Raw genomic sequence first — 17880 nt, 5'->3', positions numbered from 1 at the left:
CTGAAAACGACCGCATGAATCAGTTGACACATTCGGGCATGCGATACCCCCTACAGCCAATTGAGCTAAATGTGGATAGTTAGTCATTTATCCCCTCCAGGCTTTACATTCCAAACCAGCAAAGTACAGAGTGTTGACAACAGTGCCGCACCTATCCAGAACCAGTTGATAGCCGTAAAATCATAGACTTCCACGCCGTCGGCAACCGCCTTGTTGCCCTCTATCAGAATGCCGCTCATCACGTCCTGAATGCCGGCACCCACGTAGCTGGCTATGCCTACCACGCCAAGTGCCGCTCCCGATGCGTTGCGAGGCGCAATGTCGACCGCCATCAGCCCGCCCAGAAAACAAAGCAGCACGCCGATGCTGAGACCGAACAATATCATCGCCGTCACGTCCAGCCAATAATGCACACCGGGAACCAGCAGGAACAGACACAAGGCACAGGTATTCAACAAACCGAATATCAATGCAGGTGCATTACGCTTGCCTTTGAACAAGCGGTCGGACACGAAGCCCGATAAGACCGTGCCCACAATGCCGCACACCGAGCCGATGGAGATAATGAAACTGGCATCCAACGTATCGTATCCTTTCTGCGCCTCCAGATAGAACACGCCCCAACTGTTTACGGCATAACGGCTAATATACATAAAGGCGCTTGCCAATGCCAATATCCAAATGGCAGGCATCAGCAGGACCTGTTTCTGTGCCCTGTTGTAGTCCGCCGCCTCTGCCTCGGTCAGTTCTTTCTTCTCTTTCGGCTGGCTGACGGGAGGCAGTCCCTTGCTTTGTGGCGTGTCATGGAAAAAGTTCCATACAATTAAAGCTCCCAGCAAGCCCACCAGTCCAGCTCCCCAGAATCCGTAACGCCAACCAAACGCACTCACAATGGAAGCCACGATGATAAAGGTCAACGCCTCGCCAATGTTGTGGCTTGCCGACCAGAATCCGTAGAACGAACCACGTTTTTTGTCATCAAACCAACGCGACAAACCCACCACGCACGAAGCAGCTCCCATCGACTGAAACCATCCGCTGATTCCCCAAAGCACAGCAAACAGAATGAACGAATGGATAAAGCCCAAACACAGGTTCACAAGTGCTGTCACCAACAGACCTGTCGACATAAAACGCCTGATATTGCTTCTGTCCGCCAAAAATCCGTTGGTAAACTTCCCTATTGCATAGGTGAAGAACAGCACCGATCCGATGATGCCCAGTTCGGTTTCCGAGAAGATACCTTCTTCCACAATGGGTTTCTTCACCACATTCAGGCTCAGGCGGCAGACGTAATACATGCCGTACCCTAACGTGGCAGAAAGGAAAGTGGACCACTGCAGGTGCTTCAGCCTCCGTTCCGATTCAGGCGTCCATCCGTCTCCGCAAGGTTTCGGCTTGGATACTTTATAAAACTCAATTATTGATTTTAAAATCATATCATTTCTTTTTGTTCTAATTCTTTTAATATACAACTCTCCAAATTATCACCCGGCTTATAATGCAAGACGCTCATCCCTAAAGACCGAGCTGTCATGCAATTGGCAAAAGAGTCATCAATGAATAAGGTCTCCCTCACATCTATTCCGGCATCCTCAACGGCTTTATGGAATATAACCGAATCAGGCTTTGCCGTATGCAACTTATAGGAAAGGTAGATTCCCTTAAAAAAATCATCGGCATTTAATCCTCTATAATCGAAACTTTTCTTGGAAAACGTGTTCCAATGTATAGAATTAGTATTGCTCAAAAGATATAAATTGTATGTATCCTTCAGCATATACAGGAGTTGCAATTTCTCTACAGGAATCCTGCCCAACATTCCATTCCAAACCGAATCGATTTCCTCATCCGAAAGAATCACGGAAGCCCTTGCACGTATTTCGTTTCTAAATTCACAATCAGACAGGTTTCCTTTCTCATATTCCAAGAAAAAACCGGCTTTATGGGCACTGCCGACTTCATCATCAGCGAACTGTATCCCGAACGCTTTGCAGGACTTGGCAAAGCGTTCCACAGATACATCTATCAATACATTACCCCAATCGAATATTAAATTCTTAATCATACCTAACACAATGTTTGGAGACTGAGAAACAGTTTCTGAGAATGGCTTATATTGTCTGCATGGCCTTACGGAACCATGCAGACAATTATAAAAGCTCCATTCAACCTTTATTGATGCAACCCCTTATCCCTCAGATAATCCAAGAGAAGAGCCGGACGGTCTGTCTGAATAAGCTTGGCTCCCTGATTGATAATCCATCCCCAGCTTTCCTCCGGTTCGCCCAATTCCACCGCACGGTCATCATCGTGTCCTCCACAGAGTTCAGGCCACAAAGAATTGATGAATATCTTAGCCCCACTGTCTTTTACCTTCTTGATGAGACGCAATACTTCGGGCGAATCATTATTGAAAACCAACTCAAAAGCTTTGGGTTTCATATGCTCCAGGTAACCATCGATAAGGGCTTCCGCCCCCTCCTTATGCAAGTTTACCACCGGCATAAAGACCATCTTGTCCAAGACTTCCCCATTTTCGGCCTTCACCTTTTCATACGGATGATTCGACTTTATCACACACTGGTCTACCGTAGCTGTTTTTTCCAATACGACGTATGCATCCTTAAAGTAATCGTATCCCTTGTCTACGTTCACCATTATCTTACCTTTACAAAGCATCATCACTTCTTCGAAGGTAGGGATTTTGTGACGGGTCTTCTGACCGTGCCCTCCTTTCAAGAAGAATTCCCTCAACTCTGCAAGCGTATAGTCTTCAGGTTTTCCTTTGCCTGTTGTCGTACGGTCGATGGTCTTGTCGTGCATCAAAACCAAATATCCGTCTTTTGTCTTTTTCAAATCTATTTCCACCATATCCACTCCCATGTCTATGCAATTCTGAATAGCCTGTAACGAGTTCTCAGGAGTGTTGCGCCAATCACCACGATGTGAAACCACTAAGATTCCTTCGGACGCTAAATTTTCAGTAACAGATACACTCTTCTTTTCAATGACTGGTTTCTCAGCAATTGAATTATTCTTCTCTTTCGGTCCGCAAGATGACAATGTCAACAAGCAGACACATACCATATATATAAAATACCTCATATTGAAAACCTTTTTAATTTGAACGACGACCGTTTCTCAAACTGTTACCTCCCCGCATTGACCAGCCTTTCATTGCCCCGGTAGCGGTTGTCCGGAATGCGCACAATCTGCCCGGCTGCTGGTTTGTCTCGACATTCACACAAATATAAACCGTACCGTCACTGCCTATTGCCGGCGATGAATAAATCTCATTGCCCAGCTTGACTTCCTTATATACTTGCTTGCCTTCTTCATTCAAGATGTAGAAATAGCCGGCACCGTCTCCGAAACAGATATTTCCGTTATCGGTTATGGCAGGTGTACAACGAATCCTTCCCTGGCTGCGGAATGTCCAAACCATATCTCCGTTCGATTGGCTGTAGCAAGTCATCACGCCGTCACTATCACCGACATACAGACGCCCGCTCAAGTCAAGCGCAATTCCGCTATTGTCGTATTTCGATACACTTGGCGACTGCCATTTGACAGTTCCGTCGGCAGCATTTACAGCCATGACGATGCCTCCGTCAGACGTGTTGCCGCACATATAAATCGTTCCGTCTTCGCCCAAAGCCGGTGCAGCCGTACAAGACGCTCCATATTCTATTTCCCAAAGTTTAGAACCATCTGCCTTGGCGAAAGCCAGCATCTTGCCACTGTTGTTGCAGACATATACGGCATCGTCACCGATAACCACCGGAGACTGTATGTCACCGCCGCAATCCGCACTCCACAATTCACTCATCGAAACAGCTGAAAGAGCACATAACTTTTGATTGTCACCTCCATAATATACAGTTCCGTCCATATCCACAGCCGGAGAAGTATATTTCACATTGTCATTCGTATCGTATGTACCCAAAATGGTTGAAGACTCCGCTTTGAACGCATACAAATTATCATCATAACTGCCGATGTAGAACGTTCCGTCATCAGCAACAGCCGGCGTACTTCTTACCACATCACCCGCCTTATAAGTCCATTGTTCTTCGCCGTTATTATTCAGCACCGCAATGTTATAATCACCGCGGCTGTTATTGGCATCGCAACCGAAAATGATGTTCCCTTGATTATCGACTGCCAAAGAAGCATCCTGGAATCCCGTAGTGGTAGCATATTCCCATATCAGTTCCGGTTCCTCATCTGATAATGATTTTTCCTTGACAGCAATGGTCTTATCAAAGGAATTTGCATTCTGCTGCCCCTGATTGTCCCATACAGTCAACACCACCTTGTAATCACCTGGCTCACTATAGGAAATGGTAGGATTCTCTTCTTCCGATGTTGTTCCGTTTCCGAAATCCCATTGCCAGCGGCTTATCTGACCGTCTTCGTCAAACGACAGATTGGTAAACGAAATGCTTTGTTTCACTTCCACTGTAGTAGCCGTAGCCTTGAATGCAGCCACCGGCTTAGTATTCACTTTATCATCATCTTGGCAGGCGGTTATCAATACAAACGCCGCTGCCATCCATATTAGTTTTTTCATACGCTGTTAATCTCTTTTTAAGTTGTCAAGAAATTTTTTTAACTCGACAGGAAAATCCGTCTGTGCAACAGTTCCTCCCAAACTGACAAACCTGTTTACTTTCTGATAGTTGTCCGTATATGGAGTATCATCGTCATTGACATAGACATTCATGAATCCGGCTATCCCGTTACTATATGCTTTCTCCAAAATATCGTTTTTCCAAGCCTCCGAATTGAATTGAACGATAGCAAGTTTATCAACTAAAGACATAAAGCCGTCTAAGTCATCCATTGTGTAAACAACCGGAAACACATTCACCGTCTTGTCAATGTTCAACAAATTGGACGCATCCTGCAACTCGTAAACGGTAAACATACATTGAGACAGCATACCGCATTGTTTCACTATATTGTAAACGGAACGGTAATCCGAGATCTTCATATCAATATCCACATATATCTTCCCTCTTGCCGCCATCAGCGCCTCTGCCAATGAAGGCACATGTTCCATTGTCTGTCGACCGTCAAAATACAAATAGTAAGACTTTATCTCTTCGAATGTCAAGTCAGAAACCTTACCTGTTCCATTAGTGGTTTCATCTATCGTGGCGTTGTGCATCAACACAAGCTCATTGTCTTCCGTCATCCGCACATCAATCTCGATGAAATCAATGCCGTTCTGTATAGCCTTCTCGATAGCGGAAACCGAATTTTCCGGAGCTTCCTTCCAATACCCACGGTGTGCACATACCTGATAATGTCTGTCTGTCAAAGATTCAGGAATAGAAAGACGGACTGTCGAATTTATTTCTTCGGCAAAAACCTTTACCAAAGTCTTATATTCTTTCACCTCTCCAGTAGACAAGGTTACTGAAGCCACTACCGTATAATCATCAGGTATACGATAAGCATGTGACGGAGCAAATGCATCAGATGTTTCACCGTCACCGAAATCCCAACAGACAGAAGCTACATCTGATTCCGTCACATTCTGGAGCGTAAATGTCACGCCTTCTCCATAACCGACCTCATTGGCAGAAGCCTCAACCGCTATGGATGCAGATGCCGCACCTCCTTCTATCGAATCGGAGCCACAGGCATAGAAGGACATGACAGATACGAGCATGAAAAACTTAAAAGCCTTTATCATTGCGTTCCTCCTTTATTTGTCCCAATTCGGGTTCTGTTCCAAATTCTCGTTCAACAATAAGTCGCCTGTTGGCAGAGGATACAGATAATCACGCGATTCATCGAATTGTTTTGTATTATCCTTAAAACCGATTAAATTGCCGTGGTCACCTTCCGTAAGCTGAAGCACACCTCCGATTTCCACACTTTGCGCAGCGGTAGTCGAAGGGGCAGTACCCGTGTACAACATCAAATCAGGTGCACCGTCTCCATCCAAGTCAAACTCGCCTAATGACGGGAAATACATACCGATAAAATGAGGTTCCAGCAATTTGCCGGCTTTCCACCTCACGAGGTCATCCCAACGGAAACCTTCCATTACCAACTCAATCCGCCGTTCTCTTCTGATTTCCAATATGATTCCTTGGTTGCTTCCCGATACATTCGGATACAAGGCTGCCAATACCGCATCGGGCGACTGATTAGCGGATGTCATATCTAAATTAGGCATACTGACCCGACTGCGTATCAGCCGGATAGTACGGTCTATATCATCTTGCGTAATAATGCCCAGTTCAGCTTTTGCTTCCGCATAGTTCAACAAGACTTCAGCATAACGGATAAACGCAACATCCTGATACGAAGCTCCGTCACCGTCTTGCGTTTCGTCAGACAAGAACTTACATAGCTGATAACCTGTCATCGTAGCTGCAAAATCAGGAAGCAAGGTCGCTGTTCCGCCTATACGTTGATACCCCAAGGAACGGATTGTCTGCGCCAAACGGCGGTCACGGCTCTGCATTTCATCGTAGAATTCCATTGTGGCATATCCTGTCTTGCTTGTAAAAGGCATTCCGTTCAGTTGGAGGTAGGAGTCTACCAAGTCTTTTGTCAGGCCGATGTCACGTTGGGTACGTGATGTCAAGTAATAGTTCACATTATGCATCTGGTTCAAAGTCAACGAATAACGGCGTCCTAAAATCACTTCATCCTCTTTTAATGTAGAAGCGAACAAATCCCGATAGTCCGTATCCGGATTGCCTGTACTATACAAGGTATAGCCTGATTCGTCCATCACTCTTCCTGCAGCTTCGTAAGCTTTCTGTAGCAATGTATCACTTCCTTGTATACCCAACTCTGTATGATATTTACGGAAAGTACCTTCATACAAACAAACACGGGAGAGAAGGGCCAATGCCGTCCAGCGGGTTACCTGATCAGAAGCACGTTCGTCCCCCAACTTGTCTACGGCTATCTCCAAATCCTGTATAATCTTGCTTACAACAAATTCACGGCTATCACGCGCTTTATACAATAAATCGGTGTCACCGGTCTGAATAACCGTTTCATACCAAGGCACGTCGCCGAAGCGTTTTACTTTGTCGAAATAGAACCACGCACGGAAGAACCGGGCTACTCCTTCATACTTATCACGCCCCGCTTCATCGGTACAGCGCTGGTAATTGTCGAAAAACAAGTTTATTTCACGCAGATCTTCCCAATCCCAGCCTCCGCTTCCTGTTTCGGAAGGAAGAATCCGTTCGTGGCTGCGCTGCTCTTCCGGTATGCTGGAATACAGCACATTATCCGTCTTCAGGTCTGCATCGATAATGTTACGGATAGAAGGAAGCTGTTCATAAAAACCGTTTGTGTACAGTCTCAGGTCATCTGCCGTCTTAAATGAATTTTCCGGCGAGATTTCCGCAATGGGATAACGGTCCAGAAAGGAATCGTTACAGGAAACCGTCAATATGCTTCCCACAAAAAGGGAAACCAATTTGATTGTACTATATTTCTTTTTCATAACTGATATTCTTTAGAATTTAATGTCAAAACCAAAGGCAAATGTCTTGCTGAAAGGATAAGCATTGCCATTACCCAATTGTTCAGGGTCAACAGTACGGTCTGGATTATTCTTGTACAGCGGAGAGAATGTCAGGATATTCTCACCGGACACATACATGCGGATGCTTCTGATAATCTTCAGCTTCTGGCAAATCCGTTCGGGCAAGGTATATCCAAGAGTAATGTTTTTCAAACGCACGTATGCTGCATTCTGAAGATATTTATCCGAAACAACTCTTAATTGTGAGCCTTCGTAATCGCCGCCTTCATTGGCTGCATAAACAGCCAGACGCGGGAAATAAGCATCCGGATTATCCGGCGTCCATGACATGGATTCGATGCTTTTCGGATAGAAGTTCAGGTACTGTCGGGTGAAAGGCCCCCAGAAATAACCGTTGTCATCACCCGGCCACCAGTCTTGTTTTAATACACCCTGGAAGAATGCGGAGAAATCGATGCCCCGATAATTGAACCCTAAGTTGACACCCAAGGAATATCTTGGTGTGGTATTTCCAATCCGACGCAAATCGCCGTGGTCGCTCAATGTCTGTTTTCCCGGAGTGATTGAACCGTCTTCATCAATGTCCTTGAACTTCAAGTCGCCCGCTACAGGATGGTTTACCAGATAATAGTTGCGTATGCGCTGGTTCACCAGCAGCTGGTCGGCATGAGTCAGATATTCGTCATCGGTCTGGAAGAAACCTTCAATCGTATATCCCCATACTTCTCCCAGTTCTTTTCCTACATAGAAATCATCAATGTTCCCGCTCGGATTGTCGAACCGGGTAATAACCGTACGGTTATCTGCAAGGTTTACCCCGATATTATATTCGAAAGGAGCATCCCATAAGGTAAAGCGGTCTCTCCAGTTTACCGACAACTCAAAACCTCTGGTACGCAAGTCGGCAGCATTTTCTTGCGGTTCTTCCGTACCGAACACGGCAGGAAGCTCCTTGCCTTGCGTCAACATATCGCGTGTGTCACGCTGATACCAGTCGAACGAAGCCGAAAGACGGCTGTTGAAGAAGGACAAGTCAATACCGGCATTAATGGTTTGGGATTTTTCCCAAGTAAAATTAGAAGAGATAGCATCGGGAGTACTCAAGTAACTCAAGTTTGCCCCATTTACAATATAATTTCCTTGGCTCACTTTCATTTTAGCGATATAATCGTACTCGCCTACATTCTGGTTGCCCAATGTACCGAATGACAAACGCAGTTTCAGATTGTCCATCCACGAACGCAAAGGTTCGAAGAACTTCTCTTCGCTTACTCTCCAAGCAACTGAACCAGAGGGGAATATACCCAGACGATTATCATGAGGAAACTTGGACGACAAATCAAAACGTCCGTTGAACTCAATCAAATACTTCCCTTTATAATCGTAATTGAACCGATAGAAAGCGGCACGGATGGCCCATTCTGCTTTCGAACCCAGCAGCTCGATATTCTCGCCGGTCGCCAAATTAAATGAACCTAAATCCTCCGAAATGGGTCCGCTGCGCATAGCTACTGTACGTTCCCAGTGTCTCCACTCCTGATTAAACCCGACCATTGCTTTCAGGTTATGCTTATCATTGAAAGTATGGCTATAAGTAGCAAATGCATTGATGGCCTGATATTGCGAATGCCAGTGTCTTTCCTTGTACAATTCTGTATTGGGCTTATAGTCGGTCACTCCCTCTCCACCCGGCTGGTTCGTATGAGGAGTAGATACACGCAACTGGCGTGAGAACGGACTTTCCTTACGGAATGTATAATCAGCGTTCAAGTCCAGTCCCTTAATAGGAGTGTATTGTATACTGAATGTATTCATCAGGTCATATTCCGAATCCGTTCCGTGGCTCTTTCCGTAAGTCAAATCTGCGAAAGTACCGTCGGCAATATCACGCCCCGGTGCATACGGACTGTTTATCATAATGCTTCCGTCAGGATTGTGAGGCAAATACAACGGCGAAGCATGGTAAGTGTATTTCCGCCAGTCTTCATCGTTATTGTTTCCGCTCATATCGCGGGCGTTGGTCACCGGATAATCGTAATCGCTCATATAAATATTGGTAGAGTTGGTAAACTTTAAGTTGTCCAATATCTGAAAATCCACCTTCGAACGCAACGTGTAGCTTTTCATCTTGTCGGGATTGATGCGGTAGATACCGTCGCGCGAATAGAATCGTCCCGACAAATAATAGCGTACGCGGTCGGAGCCTCCGGAGATGTTCAGGTTATGTTCCATCGAAGGCTGGTTGCTGCGGAAAATATAATTCCACCAGTCCGTATTACCGTAATGCACATACCGTTCTACACCATCTATGGTCTTTATCAGCACACTGGAAAGCGACGGGTCTTTCTTACGCGCCTCCATATAAGCATAATCTTCTTCGGTATAGCCTAAATAGGTACTCGTGTTTTCCATCAGGCTCAGCTTATCACTCAACCGTGCCCATTCCAACCCGTCTGTAATGAAATTGTCGGTATTAATGGTCGGATTGCTCCATGCAAAATGATTGGAGTAGTTCACCTGTATCTTCCCTTTCTCGGGATTCTTGGTCGTAACCAATACCACACCAAATGCGGCGCGTGCTCCGTAAATGGCAGCCGAAGAAGCATCCTTCAGAACCGTAACCGAAGCGATGTCCTTCGGGTTGATGTAGTTCATATCCCCTTCTACACCATCAATCAGCACCAGCGGTTCGCCTCCGTTGATAGAACCTTCTCCACGCACATTGAACGAGGCTTTCTTGTTAATCGCACCGTCGCTGAACGACACATTGAAGTTGGGGATAAGCCCTTGCAAGGCAGACCCCGTATTGGCGCTGATGCGGTGCTCTATCTCCTTGGACGAAATCTGCGCTACGGAACCCGACAAGTTCGCCTTCTTCGCCGTACCATATCCTACAACCACCACTTCTTCCAATACTTCGGTATCTTCTTTCAATACAACATTCGCCAACGCTTTGTCTGTAGCCTTGAACGCCAGTGTCTTGTAACCAATGTACGAAATATCTATCATCGCATCTTGAGGCACATCGGCAATAGAGAAATTACCGTCCATATCGGTAATGCTTCCGTTCGAACTTCCCCTCACCAATACACTGGCACCGATAACGGGAATGCCGGTCTCATCGGTCACCACCCCCGATACAGTAAGGCTTTTGTCGCTTTTAGATATTTCCTTAACCTGCTTCTTTGAAATAATAATCATCTTGTCCTGTACAATCCACGTTAATTGCGGTCCCAGGATTTTCGACATTACTTCATCCAAAGAAGAGTTCTGGAATGATGCATTCACTTTCCGGTTCACATCCACTTCGTCTGTCTTGTAAACAACAGACAATCCCGTCTGGCTTTCCACCTCTTTCAATACGGTCTTCAGCGGCGTGTCATTGAAGCTCTTGCTCACGGTCTGAGCATTCAATGCCAAAACACCCCAGCCGAATGAAAGGCACAGGAACAGCCTGAGAAAACATTTTCGGTTGTTCATAGTTTAAAATTTTAATGATTAATTGATGTTATATGATAACTCTGATTTTCTTTCTTTACCGAAAAGGGAATAATCTTTTGAAGAGCATCAAACACTTGCTCCAATGTTTCTTCATTACGTAAGGAAACACTAAACGTCTGATGACTCAAGACCTCATCATCTACATAAATCCGGACATCGAAACGGCGGGAAAGCCGCATCATCAATTCCTGGAAAGTTATGTTATCATCTACCAGCTGATTGTTCGTCCAGGCATTCGACTGAGCGGCATTAACCCGCGAATGTTGCAATTCTCCAGTACTCTTTATCAGCTTCATCTCCTCGCCTGGTTGCATATCGACTGATTCGTCCTTATAATTCACTGTTACTTTTCCTTCTATCAATGTAGTAGAAATAAAAGGGTCCTCCTCGTATGCCGACACATTGAATTTAGTACCTTTCACCACGACGTCATACCCATGTGTATGGACTGTAAACGGAACACCTCCGTTTTGTTTCACTTCGAAATATCCTTCCCCATCCAGCACGACCACACGGTTTTTCGCATTGAAGCCGGTAGAATACTTCAAGGTAGACCCACTGTTCAACCAGACCGAAGAACCGTCTGCCAAAAGAAGCCTTGTCTTATCGCCCAAGGGAGTCTCATTCACAAAATAAGATACTTCCATTCCGGTATGGACATTGCGGTAAAGTATGGCTACTGATAAACAAACCAATACCAATACTACAGCAACAAAAGAAAACATACGCCGGAAAGTGAACCGATGTTTCGGAAACATAGGCATTGCGGCCTCATTGGCAAGCATCCGTGTATGAAGACGCTTCCATTGTCTCTCCACATCGGCATTTGTCTGCCCTGAATTCAACCACTCACGTTCCCATTTCCGAAACAACGTGAAATGACGGGAATTTTCATTGATGAAATCAAACAAAACACTTTCTGCATCCCTCGGAATTTTCCCCTCGAAATACAAAAAAGCCAAGTTACGTATATAAGAAAGTCTATCCATAAAATTCGTTTTCTATAGATAGAACAATCTGAAAGATAATTACCCAACCCCCCAATGCATTTTTCTCAAAAATTTTTTTGAATCAGTACATCAGAAATTGTTTTGAATTTATCGTGTACTTATACTATGAGCGGTATGCATTTGTGCATTTTGTTGATGTCACAATTCCTGTATGCTGTCTCCGTTCCGTTCACCGCGCATTACTAAACTGTACTTTGTCAGACTCAGATGATTTAAAAGGTTGTCGTTATTATCTTCTTCTCCCAACGCAGATAACTTCGTCTGGTATAAGATTAATAATCTTCCGCTTGTAAGATTAATAATCTTGCAGCCTGAAGATTAATAATCTTACAGCGGATGGACTTATTGCTTTCTTAAAAACAGGCTCTACTTGAAAAGCAAAAAAGACATAATAATAAGGTAGTGACTGTAAGACGTGTTGTCCTTCAAATAATCAGAAATAACCTTAAGAGACTTGGAGATATGCTTCTCTACCGCTGTTGTAGATATGCCCAACATTTCAGCTATCTCCCGATTTTTCAACCCTTTAAAACGGCTAAGCAAAAATATTTCCCGAGAACGGGGGGACAATTGTGACAAGGCTTTATCTATCTGAACTTTCAAGTCTTCATATAATATAGGCTCGTCGGCACTCAACATCAGGTCGGCAGAATATAATCTTTCTTCGCCATCCAATATGTTCAGATAGTCAATAGAAACATGATGCACCAACGCTGTATGTTTCAGATAATTCAAACAAGCATTACGAACCATTAGGAAAAGCAGAGAACCTAGAGATACCGCAGACAACATTTGCCTTCTCTCCCAGAAAGTCATAAAACATTCTTGAAGAATATCTTCCGCAGTCTCTTCGTCACGCACAAACCGTATAGCATATCCTAGCAATCTCGGATAAAACCGCTTGAACAGATATTCAAAAGCTGCATGATCACTTTGCTTTAAGTCACTCAGCAAATCTTCTTCTGTAGAAAAACGATAGATATTCGGTTGATTCAGTTGTACTACCATATTATATTTCCTAATTTATACAAATTCGTATATCACAAAGTTAAAGAATTAGTTTCATTCCTTGTCTAAATTTCTACAAATATTTCTCCATAATCCCGCAAAATTGCTATCATCCATCATTTTTGTTAAAATTCTGTTTCACTCAGAAAGTATTTTGAATTTGTCATGTAATGATTGGAAATGAGTTTCCGAGGCATTTTTGCTTTTGCGATATGACAAACCCTATAACCCGGTAACGAAAAAACAAGCAAAAGACTCTCCACTTTCCGAAAAAATAGTATCTTTGTCACAAGATCAAGGTATCTTTATTTTTCACAAAAAGCAAACTATAATCTATGGCATCGTCTATACTGATAGTGGAAGATGATTTGGTTTTTTCAACCATGATGAAAACATGGCTGACGAAAAAGGGATTCGAAGTAGACACGGCAAGTACCAATGCACGGGCACGGAAGCTGCTTGCCGAACACAGGTATGACCTGATTCTGTCCGACCTGAGACTACCCGACCAAGACGGCATCCACCTGCTGGCATGGCTGCGGAACCGGTCTTGCCATACCCCCCTCATCATCATGACCAGCTATGCGGAAATACAAAGTGCCGTAGAGGCCATGAAGCAAGGAGCAAGCGACTACATCGCCAAACCCGTACAACCCGACGAACTGCTGAAGAAAATAAAAGAAGCTGTCGAAAATGCGGAAGCGCCTGCCGCCCCGGGAAGTGAAAAAACGGCTCCACCTGTCACGCAAAACTTCCTGGAAGGGGAAAGCGAAGCGGCACACCAACTGTTCAACTATGTACGCCTGGTAGCTCCCACGCAAATGTCGGTGCTGATAAACGGCGCAAGCGGAACGGGCAAAGAATACGTGGCACACCGCATCCACGAACTGAGCAAACGTAACGGCAAACCGTTTATCGCCATTGATTGCGGCTCAATCCCCAAAGACCTGGCAGCATCAGAGTTTTTCGGACACGTAAAAGGCTCATTTACAGGCGCACTGACCGACAAGGCGGGTGCTTTCGAAGAAGCAAACGGAGGCACACTCTTTCTGGACGAAATAGGAAACCTGAGCTACGAAGTACAAATACAGTTGCTGCGTGCCCTGCAAGAACGGCGCATCCGCCGCATCGGTTCGACCAAAGAAATCGAAGTGGACGTACGCCTTATCTGTGCCACCAACGAAAACCTGAAAGAGGGCATTGCCAAAGGGACTTTCCGCGAAGACCTGTACCACCGCATCAACGAGTTTACCCTACGCATGCCCGACCTGAAAGAACGCCGGGAAGACATCCTGCTCTTTGCCAATTTCTTCCTCGACCAGGCAAACCGCGAACTGGAACGCAACCTGACCGGATTTGACGCGGCGGCAAGCGAAGCACTCCAACGCTATCCGTGGCCAGGCAACCTGCGCCAGCTGAAAAACGTAGTAAAACGTGCCACACTGCTGGCACAAGGCAACTTCATCACTCCACTGGAACTGGGGGAAGACATACTGAATCCGCCGGCAGAAACCAACGACACACCATTCAGCCTGCACAATGGGGAACAGGAAAAACAGCGCATCCTGCACGCCCTGCAACGTACCGGAAACAACAAAAGCAAGGCGGCACAACTGCTGGGCATAGACCGGAAAACGTTATACAACAAAATGAAACTGTATAACATGATGAATAATGAATGAACTTGAAGCCCGCATATGTGTGGAATAATTCCACAATATTGTGACAGATTTCCACACATTCCCCACATCCCTCTTCAAGCCCAATCCGGGCACAAGGCTCATTATCAGCATCCTGGGAAAGTCCAACGGACCTGGCACGGCATTTGCCCTACATTGGGTGTAAGAGAGAATTGAAACAAGAAAAAATTAAAGGAAACTGGACTAAACAAAGGCTAAACTATTACCCAACCCCATAAATAAAACAAGTCAAAAATTAGTATTTCAACATACTATCTTTTGATAAAATGAAGATGCCTATGTGTTAATAAGGAAAGAGGATGCTGTGAAGCATCCTCTTTTTGCTTTCTTGTGTAGCCTGCGTCCGATGATAGCTCCAGACTTTCCTTTCCACCATGCCTTATACCGACAATACCGATTACGAAGGGTATTACCAACAGGTGCTTTACATCATCTTCACCTTGACGGGATATTATGTAGACGTAGAAGCGCACACCTCGAAAGGACGGATAGACGTGGTAATGCGCACCGCACATATAAATTATTCCTGCCCCAAAGGATTGCCATACCGGCAAAGATTTATTAACTTTGCATCAAACCCTATAAACAACACCCATGAGATACTTAGACCCTAAGGCCGACCTGACTTTCAAGAAAGTATTCGGCGAACATCCCGACCTGGTCATCAGCCTGCTCAACGCATTGCTGCCTTTCGATAAGCCTGAAGAAGAAATAAAGGAAATCGAATACCTGACTCCGGAACTGGTGCCGGAGACACCGCTGAAGAAAAACAGCATCGTAGACGTGCGCTGCAAAGACAAAGCGGGCAGGCAATTCTTGGTGGAGATGCAGATGCTTTGGTCGACCGCCTTTATGCAACGCGTGCTCTTCAACGCCTCGAAAGCATACGTGCGCCAGCTGGGAGGAAGGGAAAGCAAATACGAACTGCTACAGCCCGTCTATTCACTCAACCTGGTAAACGATATTTTCCTACCGGATGTACCGGACGCTTACCACGACTATCAAATCGTTCAAGTGGAGCATACAGACAAGATTATCGAAGGACTGAGGTTTATCTTCGTGGAGCTTCCCAAATTCAAGCCACAAAATTTCAAAGGCAAGAAAATGGCGGTGCTCTGGCTGCGCTACCTCACGGAAATAAACGAACAAACCCGCCAAGCCCCCAAAGAACTGCTGGAAAATCCGGAAATCAGCAAAGCCGTAACAGAAATCGAAGAATCCGCCTTCAGCGATGCGCAACTCTGGTGGTACGATGACTTCTGGGATGCTGTACGGGTAGAGAACACCCTGATAAGCGATGCCTTACGCGAAGGTATGGAAAAAGGCATGGAAAAAGGAATGGAGAAAGGCAGACAAGAAGGAATGCAAGAAGGCATAAAACAGAGTAACATCCAAAATGCACGCGGCATGAAAGCAGAAGGCATTCCAACTGAAATCATAGCTAAAATAACAGGTCTCACACCTGATGAAATTGCAAAGCTATAAAAGAAAAGAAGAAGCGAGACTTATCTGGATAATTCACACTGAGACAAGCCTCGCTTCTTTTATCTATACCATACGCACTTGGGACCTTACATCTATTTCATGCGAAGCATTACAACAAAAGAGTTATTTCAATGATTCAAAAGGAGTAATAATATAGAAGCATAGGCTTCTACCCCCTTTAACACCTTATAATTATAATCCCTGAAAGGCTTTCCACAGATTGCCGTCGGGCACGGGAGCCGTAACCACTATCTGCTCTTTCGACACCGGATGAACAAAACATACCTTTCGGGCATGAAGGCAAATACTTCCGTCGGGATTGGAGCGCGGAAAACCATACTTCAAGTCACCCTTTATCGGGCATCCTATTTTTGCCAACTGACACCTTATCTGATGATGACGTCCTGTCTTCAGGTCAACTTCCAGCAGGTAATAATTTTCCGAATGCCCGATAAGGCGGTAATGAAGTACCGCCTTTTTCGAGCCATTCACCTCTTTATCATAAGCATACGACTTGTTCTGTTTTTCGTTGCGCACCAGATAATGCACCAATTCACCTTCTTCGACCTGAGGACATGTCTTGACAACTGCCCAGTAAGTTTTTTTCACCTCACCTTTGCGGAACATCTCATTCAGACGCGCCAATGCCTTACTGGTCTTGGCAAAGACCACCAATCCGCTCACAGGACGATCCAGCCGATGTGTCACTCCCAAGAAAACATTGCCGGGCTTGGCATATTTCTCCTTGAGGTATTGCTTTACCGTCTCCGACAGAGGCACATCCCCCGTTTTGTCGCCCTGCACGATTTCAGAAGCAGTCTTATTGACGATAATGAGATGATTATCTTCGTACACTACGGTCATACACTCGGTCGGGGCAACATTACATGTTCATACCGCCATCTACCTGAATCACCTGACCCGATACGTACGACGACATATCCGATGCCAGGAACAAAGCGATGTTTGCCACATCCTCGGGCGTACCGCCACGGCGCAACGGAATGCGTTTGTTCCATTCTGCCTTTACTTCATCTGACAATTGTGCAGTCATATCGGTGATGATGAAGCCCGGAGCAATGGCATTGGCACGGATGCCACGCGAACCCAATTCCTGAGCAATAGACTTGGCAAGACCAATCAAGCCAGCCTTCGAAGCTGAATAATTACATTGTCCGGCATTGCCATGTACACCTACCACCGAAGCCATATTGATGATATTACCACTACGCTGGCGCATCATAATCGGCGTGCAGGCATGAATGAAATTGAAAGCCGATTTCAAGTTGACGTTAATAACAGCGTCCCATTGCCCTTCGCTCATACGCATCATCAGACCGTCTTTGGTAATACCGGCATTGTTAACCAAAATATCAATAGAACCGAAGTCGGCGTGAATTTGCTCTACCACTTTGGCGGTATCTTCGAAATTGGCAGCATTTGAGGCATAGCCTTTTGCCTTGACTCCCAAAGCGGCGATTTCGGCTTCGGTCTTCTTTCCATTTTCATCAATAACCAAATCTGTAAATGCGATGTTTGCTCCTTCAGAAGCAAATTTCAATGCAATTGCCTTACCGATACCGCGTGCAGCACCGGTAATGATAGCTGTTTTTCCTGTTAATAATCCCATAATCTTTAAGTTATT

Annotated in this window: 13 protein-coding genes and 1 pseudogene; 3 read left to right on the top strand and 11 right to left on the bottom strand. The window is 45.2% G+C overall.

Features of this window, described 5'->3' with window-relative positions; all coding sequences use genetic code 11:
* Positions 1-83: 83 nt before the first annotated feature.
* The 9 genes from B5F25_RS01505 to B5F25_RS01465 form a co-directional block, all read right to left on the bottom strand.
* Positions 84-1436: an MFS transporter gene (locus B5F25_RS01505; protein ID WP_087247233.1), complete on the bottom strand. Its 1353-nt coding sequence runs from the start codon at positions 1434-1436 to the stop codon at positions 84-86.
* On the bottom strand, positions 1436-2068 hold the full coding sequence (locus B5F25_RS01500) for an HAD family phosphatase (RefSeq protein WP_087247167.1): 633 nt from the start codon (positions 2066-2068) through the stop codon (positions 1436-1438). Before B5F25_RS01500 ends, B5F25_RS01505 begins: the two co-directional genes overlap by 1 nt.
* Positions 2069-2175: 107 nt before the next feature.
* On the bottom strand, positions 2176-3108 hold the full coding sequence (locus tag B5F25_RS01495; RefSeq protein ID WP_022041049.1) for a glycerophosphodiester phosphodiesterase family protein: 933 nt from the start codon (positions 3106-3108) through the stop codon (positions 2176-2178).
* Between the two features lie 13 nt (positions 3109-3121).
* Positions 3122-4576, bottom strand: a complete 1455-nt coding sequence (locus B5F25_RS01490) for a PQQ-binding-like beta-propeller repeat protein (protein ID WP_087247165.1) — start codon at positions 4574-4576, stop codon at positions 3122-3124.
* 6 nt (positions 4577-4582) lie between these two features.
* Positions 4583-5707, bottom strand: a complete 1125-nt coding sequence (locus B5F25_RS01485) for a glycerophosphodiester phosphodiesterase family protein (protein ID WP_087247163.1) — start codon at positions 5705-5707, stop codon at positions 4583-4585.
* Between the two features lie 12 nt (positions 5708-5719).
* Positions 5720-7489: a RagB/SusD family nutrient uptake outer membrane protein gene (locus tag B5F25_RS01480; RefSeq protein ID WP_022041046.1), complete on the bottom strand. Its 1770-nt coding sequence runs from the start codon at positions 7487-7489 to the stop codon at positions 5720-5722.
* A gap of 12 nt (positions 7490-7501) precedes the next feature.
* Positions 7502-11011, bottom strand: coding sequence for a TonB-dependent receptor (locus B5F25_RS01475; protein ID WP_087247161.1), 3510 nt, complete (start codon positions 11009-11011; stop codon positions 7502-7504).
* Positions 11012-11022: 11 nt separating this feature from the next.
* The gene (locus B5F25_RS01470; RefSeq protein ID WP_087247159.1) at positions 11023-12021 is read right to left on the bottom strand and encodes a FecR family protein; all 999 of its coding nucleotides are present in this window, start codon (positions 12019-12021) and stop codon (positions 11023-11025) included.
* Positions 12022-12408: 387 nt separating this feature from the next.
* Positions 12409-13023: an RNA polymerase sigma-70 factor gene (locus B5F25_RS01465; RefSeq protein WP_087207452.1), complete on the bottom strand. Its 615-nt coding sequence runs from the start codon at positions 13021-13023 to the stop codon at positions 12409-12411.
* Between the two features lie 362 nt (positions 13024-13385).
* Here B5F25_RS01465 and B5F25_RS01460 point away from each other — a divergent pair, with 362 nt between their 5' ends.
* The 3 genes and pseudogenes from B5F25_RS01460 to B5F25_RS01450 all read left to right on the top strand — a co-directional run bounded on the left by B5F25_RS01460 (position 13386) and on the right by B5F25_RS01450 (position 16235).
* Positions 13386-14732: a sigma-54 dependent transcriptional regulator gene (locus B5F25_RS01460; RefSeq protein WP_087247157.1), complete on the top strand. Its 1347-nt coding sequence runs from the start codon at positions 13386-13388 to the stop codon at positions 14730-14732.
* A 371-nt stretch (positions 14733-15103) separates the two neighbouring features.
* Positions 15104-15259: pseudogene (locus B5F25_RS22320) on the top strand (PD-(D/E)XK nuclease domain-containing protein); the annotation flags it as partial.
* A gap of 85 nt (positions 15260-15344) precedes the next feature.
* On the top strand, positions 15345-16235 hold the full coding sequence (locus B5F25_RS01450; RefSeq protein ID WP_087247155.1) for an Rpn family recombination-promoting nuclease/putative transposase: 891 nt from the start codon (positions 15345-15347) through the stop codon (positions 16233-16235).
* Between the two features lie 192 nt (positions 16236-16427).
* Here the strand turns inward: B5F25_RS01450 and B5F25_RS01445 are convergent, their stop codons facing one another.
* Together B5F25_RS01445 and fabG are read right to left on the bottom strand one after the other, a co-directional pair.
* A complete protein-coding gene (locus tag B5F25_RS01445) occupies positions 16428-17099 on the bottom strand; it encodes an RNA pseudouridine synthase (RefSeq protein ID WP_022041037.1) in 672 nt (223 codons plus the stop codon).
* 19 nt (positions 17100-17118) lie between these two features.
* Positions 17119-17865: a 3-oxoacyl-[acyl-carrier-protein] reductase gene (fabG, locus tag B5F25_RS01440; RefSeq protein ID WP_087207423.1), complete on the bottom strand. Its 747-nt coding sequence runs from the start codon at positions 17863-17865 to the stop codon at positions 17119-17121.
* Between the last annotated feature and the right edge of the window lie 15 nt (positions 17866-17880).

It is taken from the genome of Bacteroides sp. An19, from assembly GCF_002160215.1.
GTDB lineage: Bacteria > Bacteroidota > Bacteroidia > Bacteroidales > Bacteroidaceae > Phocaeicola > Phocaeicola intestinalis.
This window is presented reverse-complemented; position numbering and strand designations above follow the sequence as displayed.

What these genes read in the sequence shown, in the direction of transcription:
- B5F25_RS01500 (WP_087247167.1), bottom strand. Translation starts at nt 2,068, where the DNA reads ATGATTAAGAATTTAATATTCGATTGGGGTAATGTATTGATAGATGTA.
- B5F25_RS01495 (WP_022041049.1), bottom strand. Translation starts at nt 3,108, where the DNA reads ATGAGGTATTTTATATATATGGTATGTGTCTGCTTGTTGACATTGTCA.
- B5F25_RS01490 (WP_087247165.1), bottom strand. Translation starts at nt 4,576, where the DNA reads ATGAAAAAACTAATATGGATGGCAGCGGCGTTTGTATTGATAACCGCC.
- B5F25_RS01485 (WP_087247163.1), bottom strand. Translation starts at nt 5,707, where the DNA reads ATGATAAAGGCTTTTAAGTTTTTCATGCTCGTATCTGTCATGTCCTTC.
- B5F25_RS01480 (WP_022041046.1), bottom strand. Translation starts at nt 7,489, where the DNA reads ATGAAAAAGAAATATAGTACAATCAAATTGGTTTCCCTTTTTGTGGGA.
- B5F25_RS01475 (WP_087247161.1), bottom strand. Translation starts at nt 11,011, where the DNA reads ATGAACAACCGAAAATGTTTTCTCAGGCTGTTCCTGTGCCTTTCATTC.
- B5F25_RS01470 (WP_087247159.1), bottom strand. Translation starts at nt 12,021, where the DNA reads ATGGATAGACTTTCTTATATACGTAACTTGGCTTTTTTGTATTTCGAG.
- B5F25_RS01460 (WP_087247157.1), top strand. Translation starts at nt 13,386, where the DNA reads ATGGCATCGTCTATACTGATAGTGGAAGATGATTTGGTTTTTTCAACC.
- B5F25_RS01450 (WP_087247155.1), top strand. Translation starts at nt 15,345, where the DNA reads ATGAGATACTTAGACCCTAAGGCCGACCTGACTTTCAAGAAAGTATTC.
- B5F25_RS01445 (WP_022041037.1), bottom strand. Translation starts at nt 17,099, where the DNA reads ATGACCGTAGTGTACGAAGATAATCATCTCATTATCGTCAATAAGACT.
- fabG (WP_087207423.1), bottom strand. Translation starts at nt 17,865, where the DNA reads ATGGGATTATTAACAGGAAAAACAGCTATCATTACCGGTGCTGCACGC.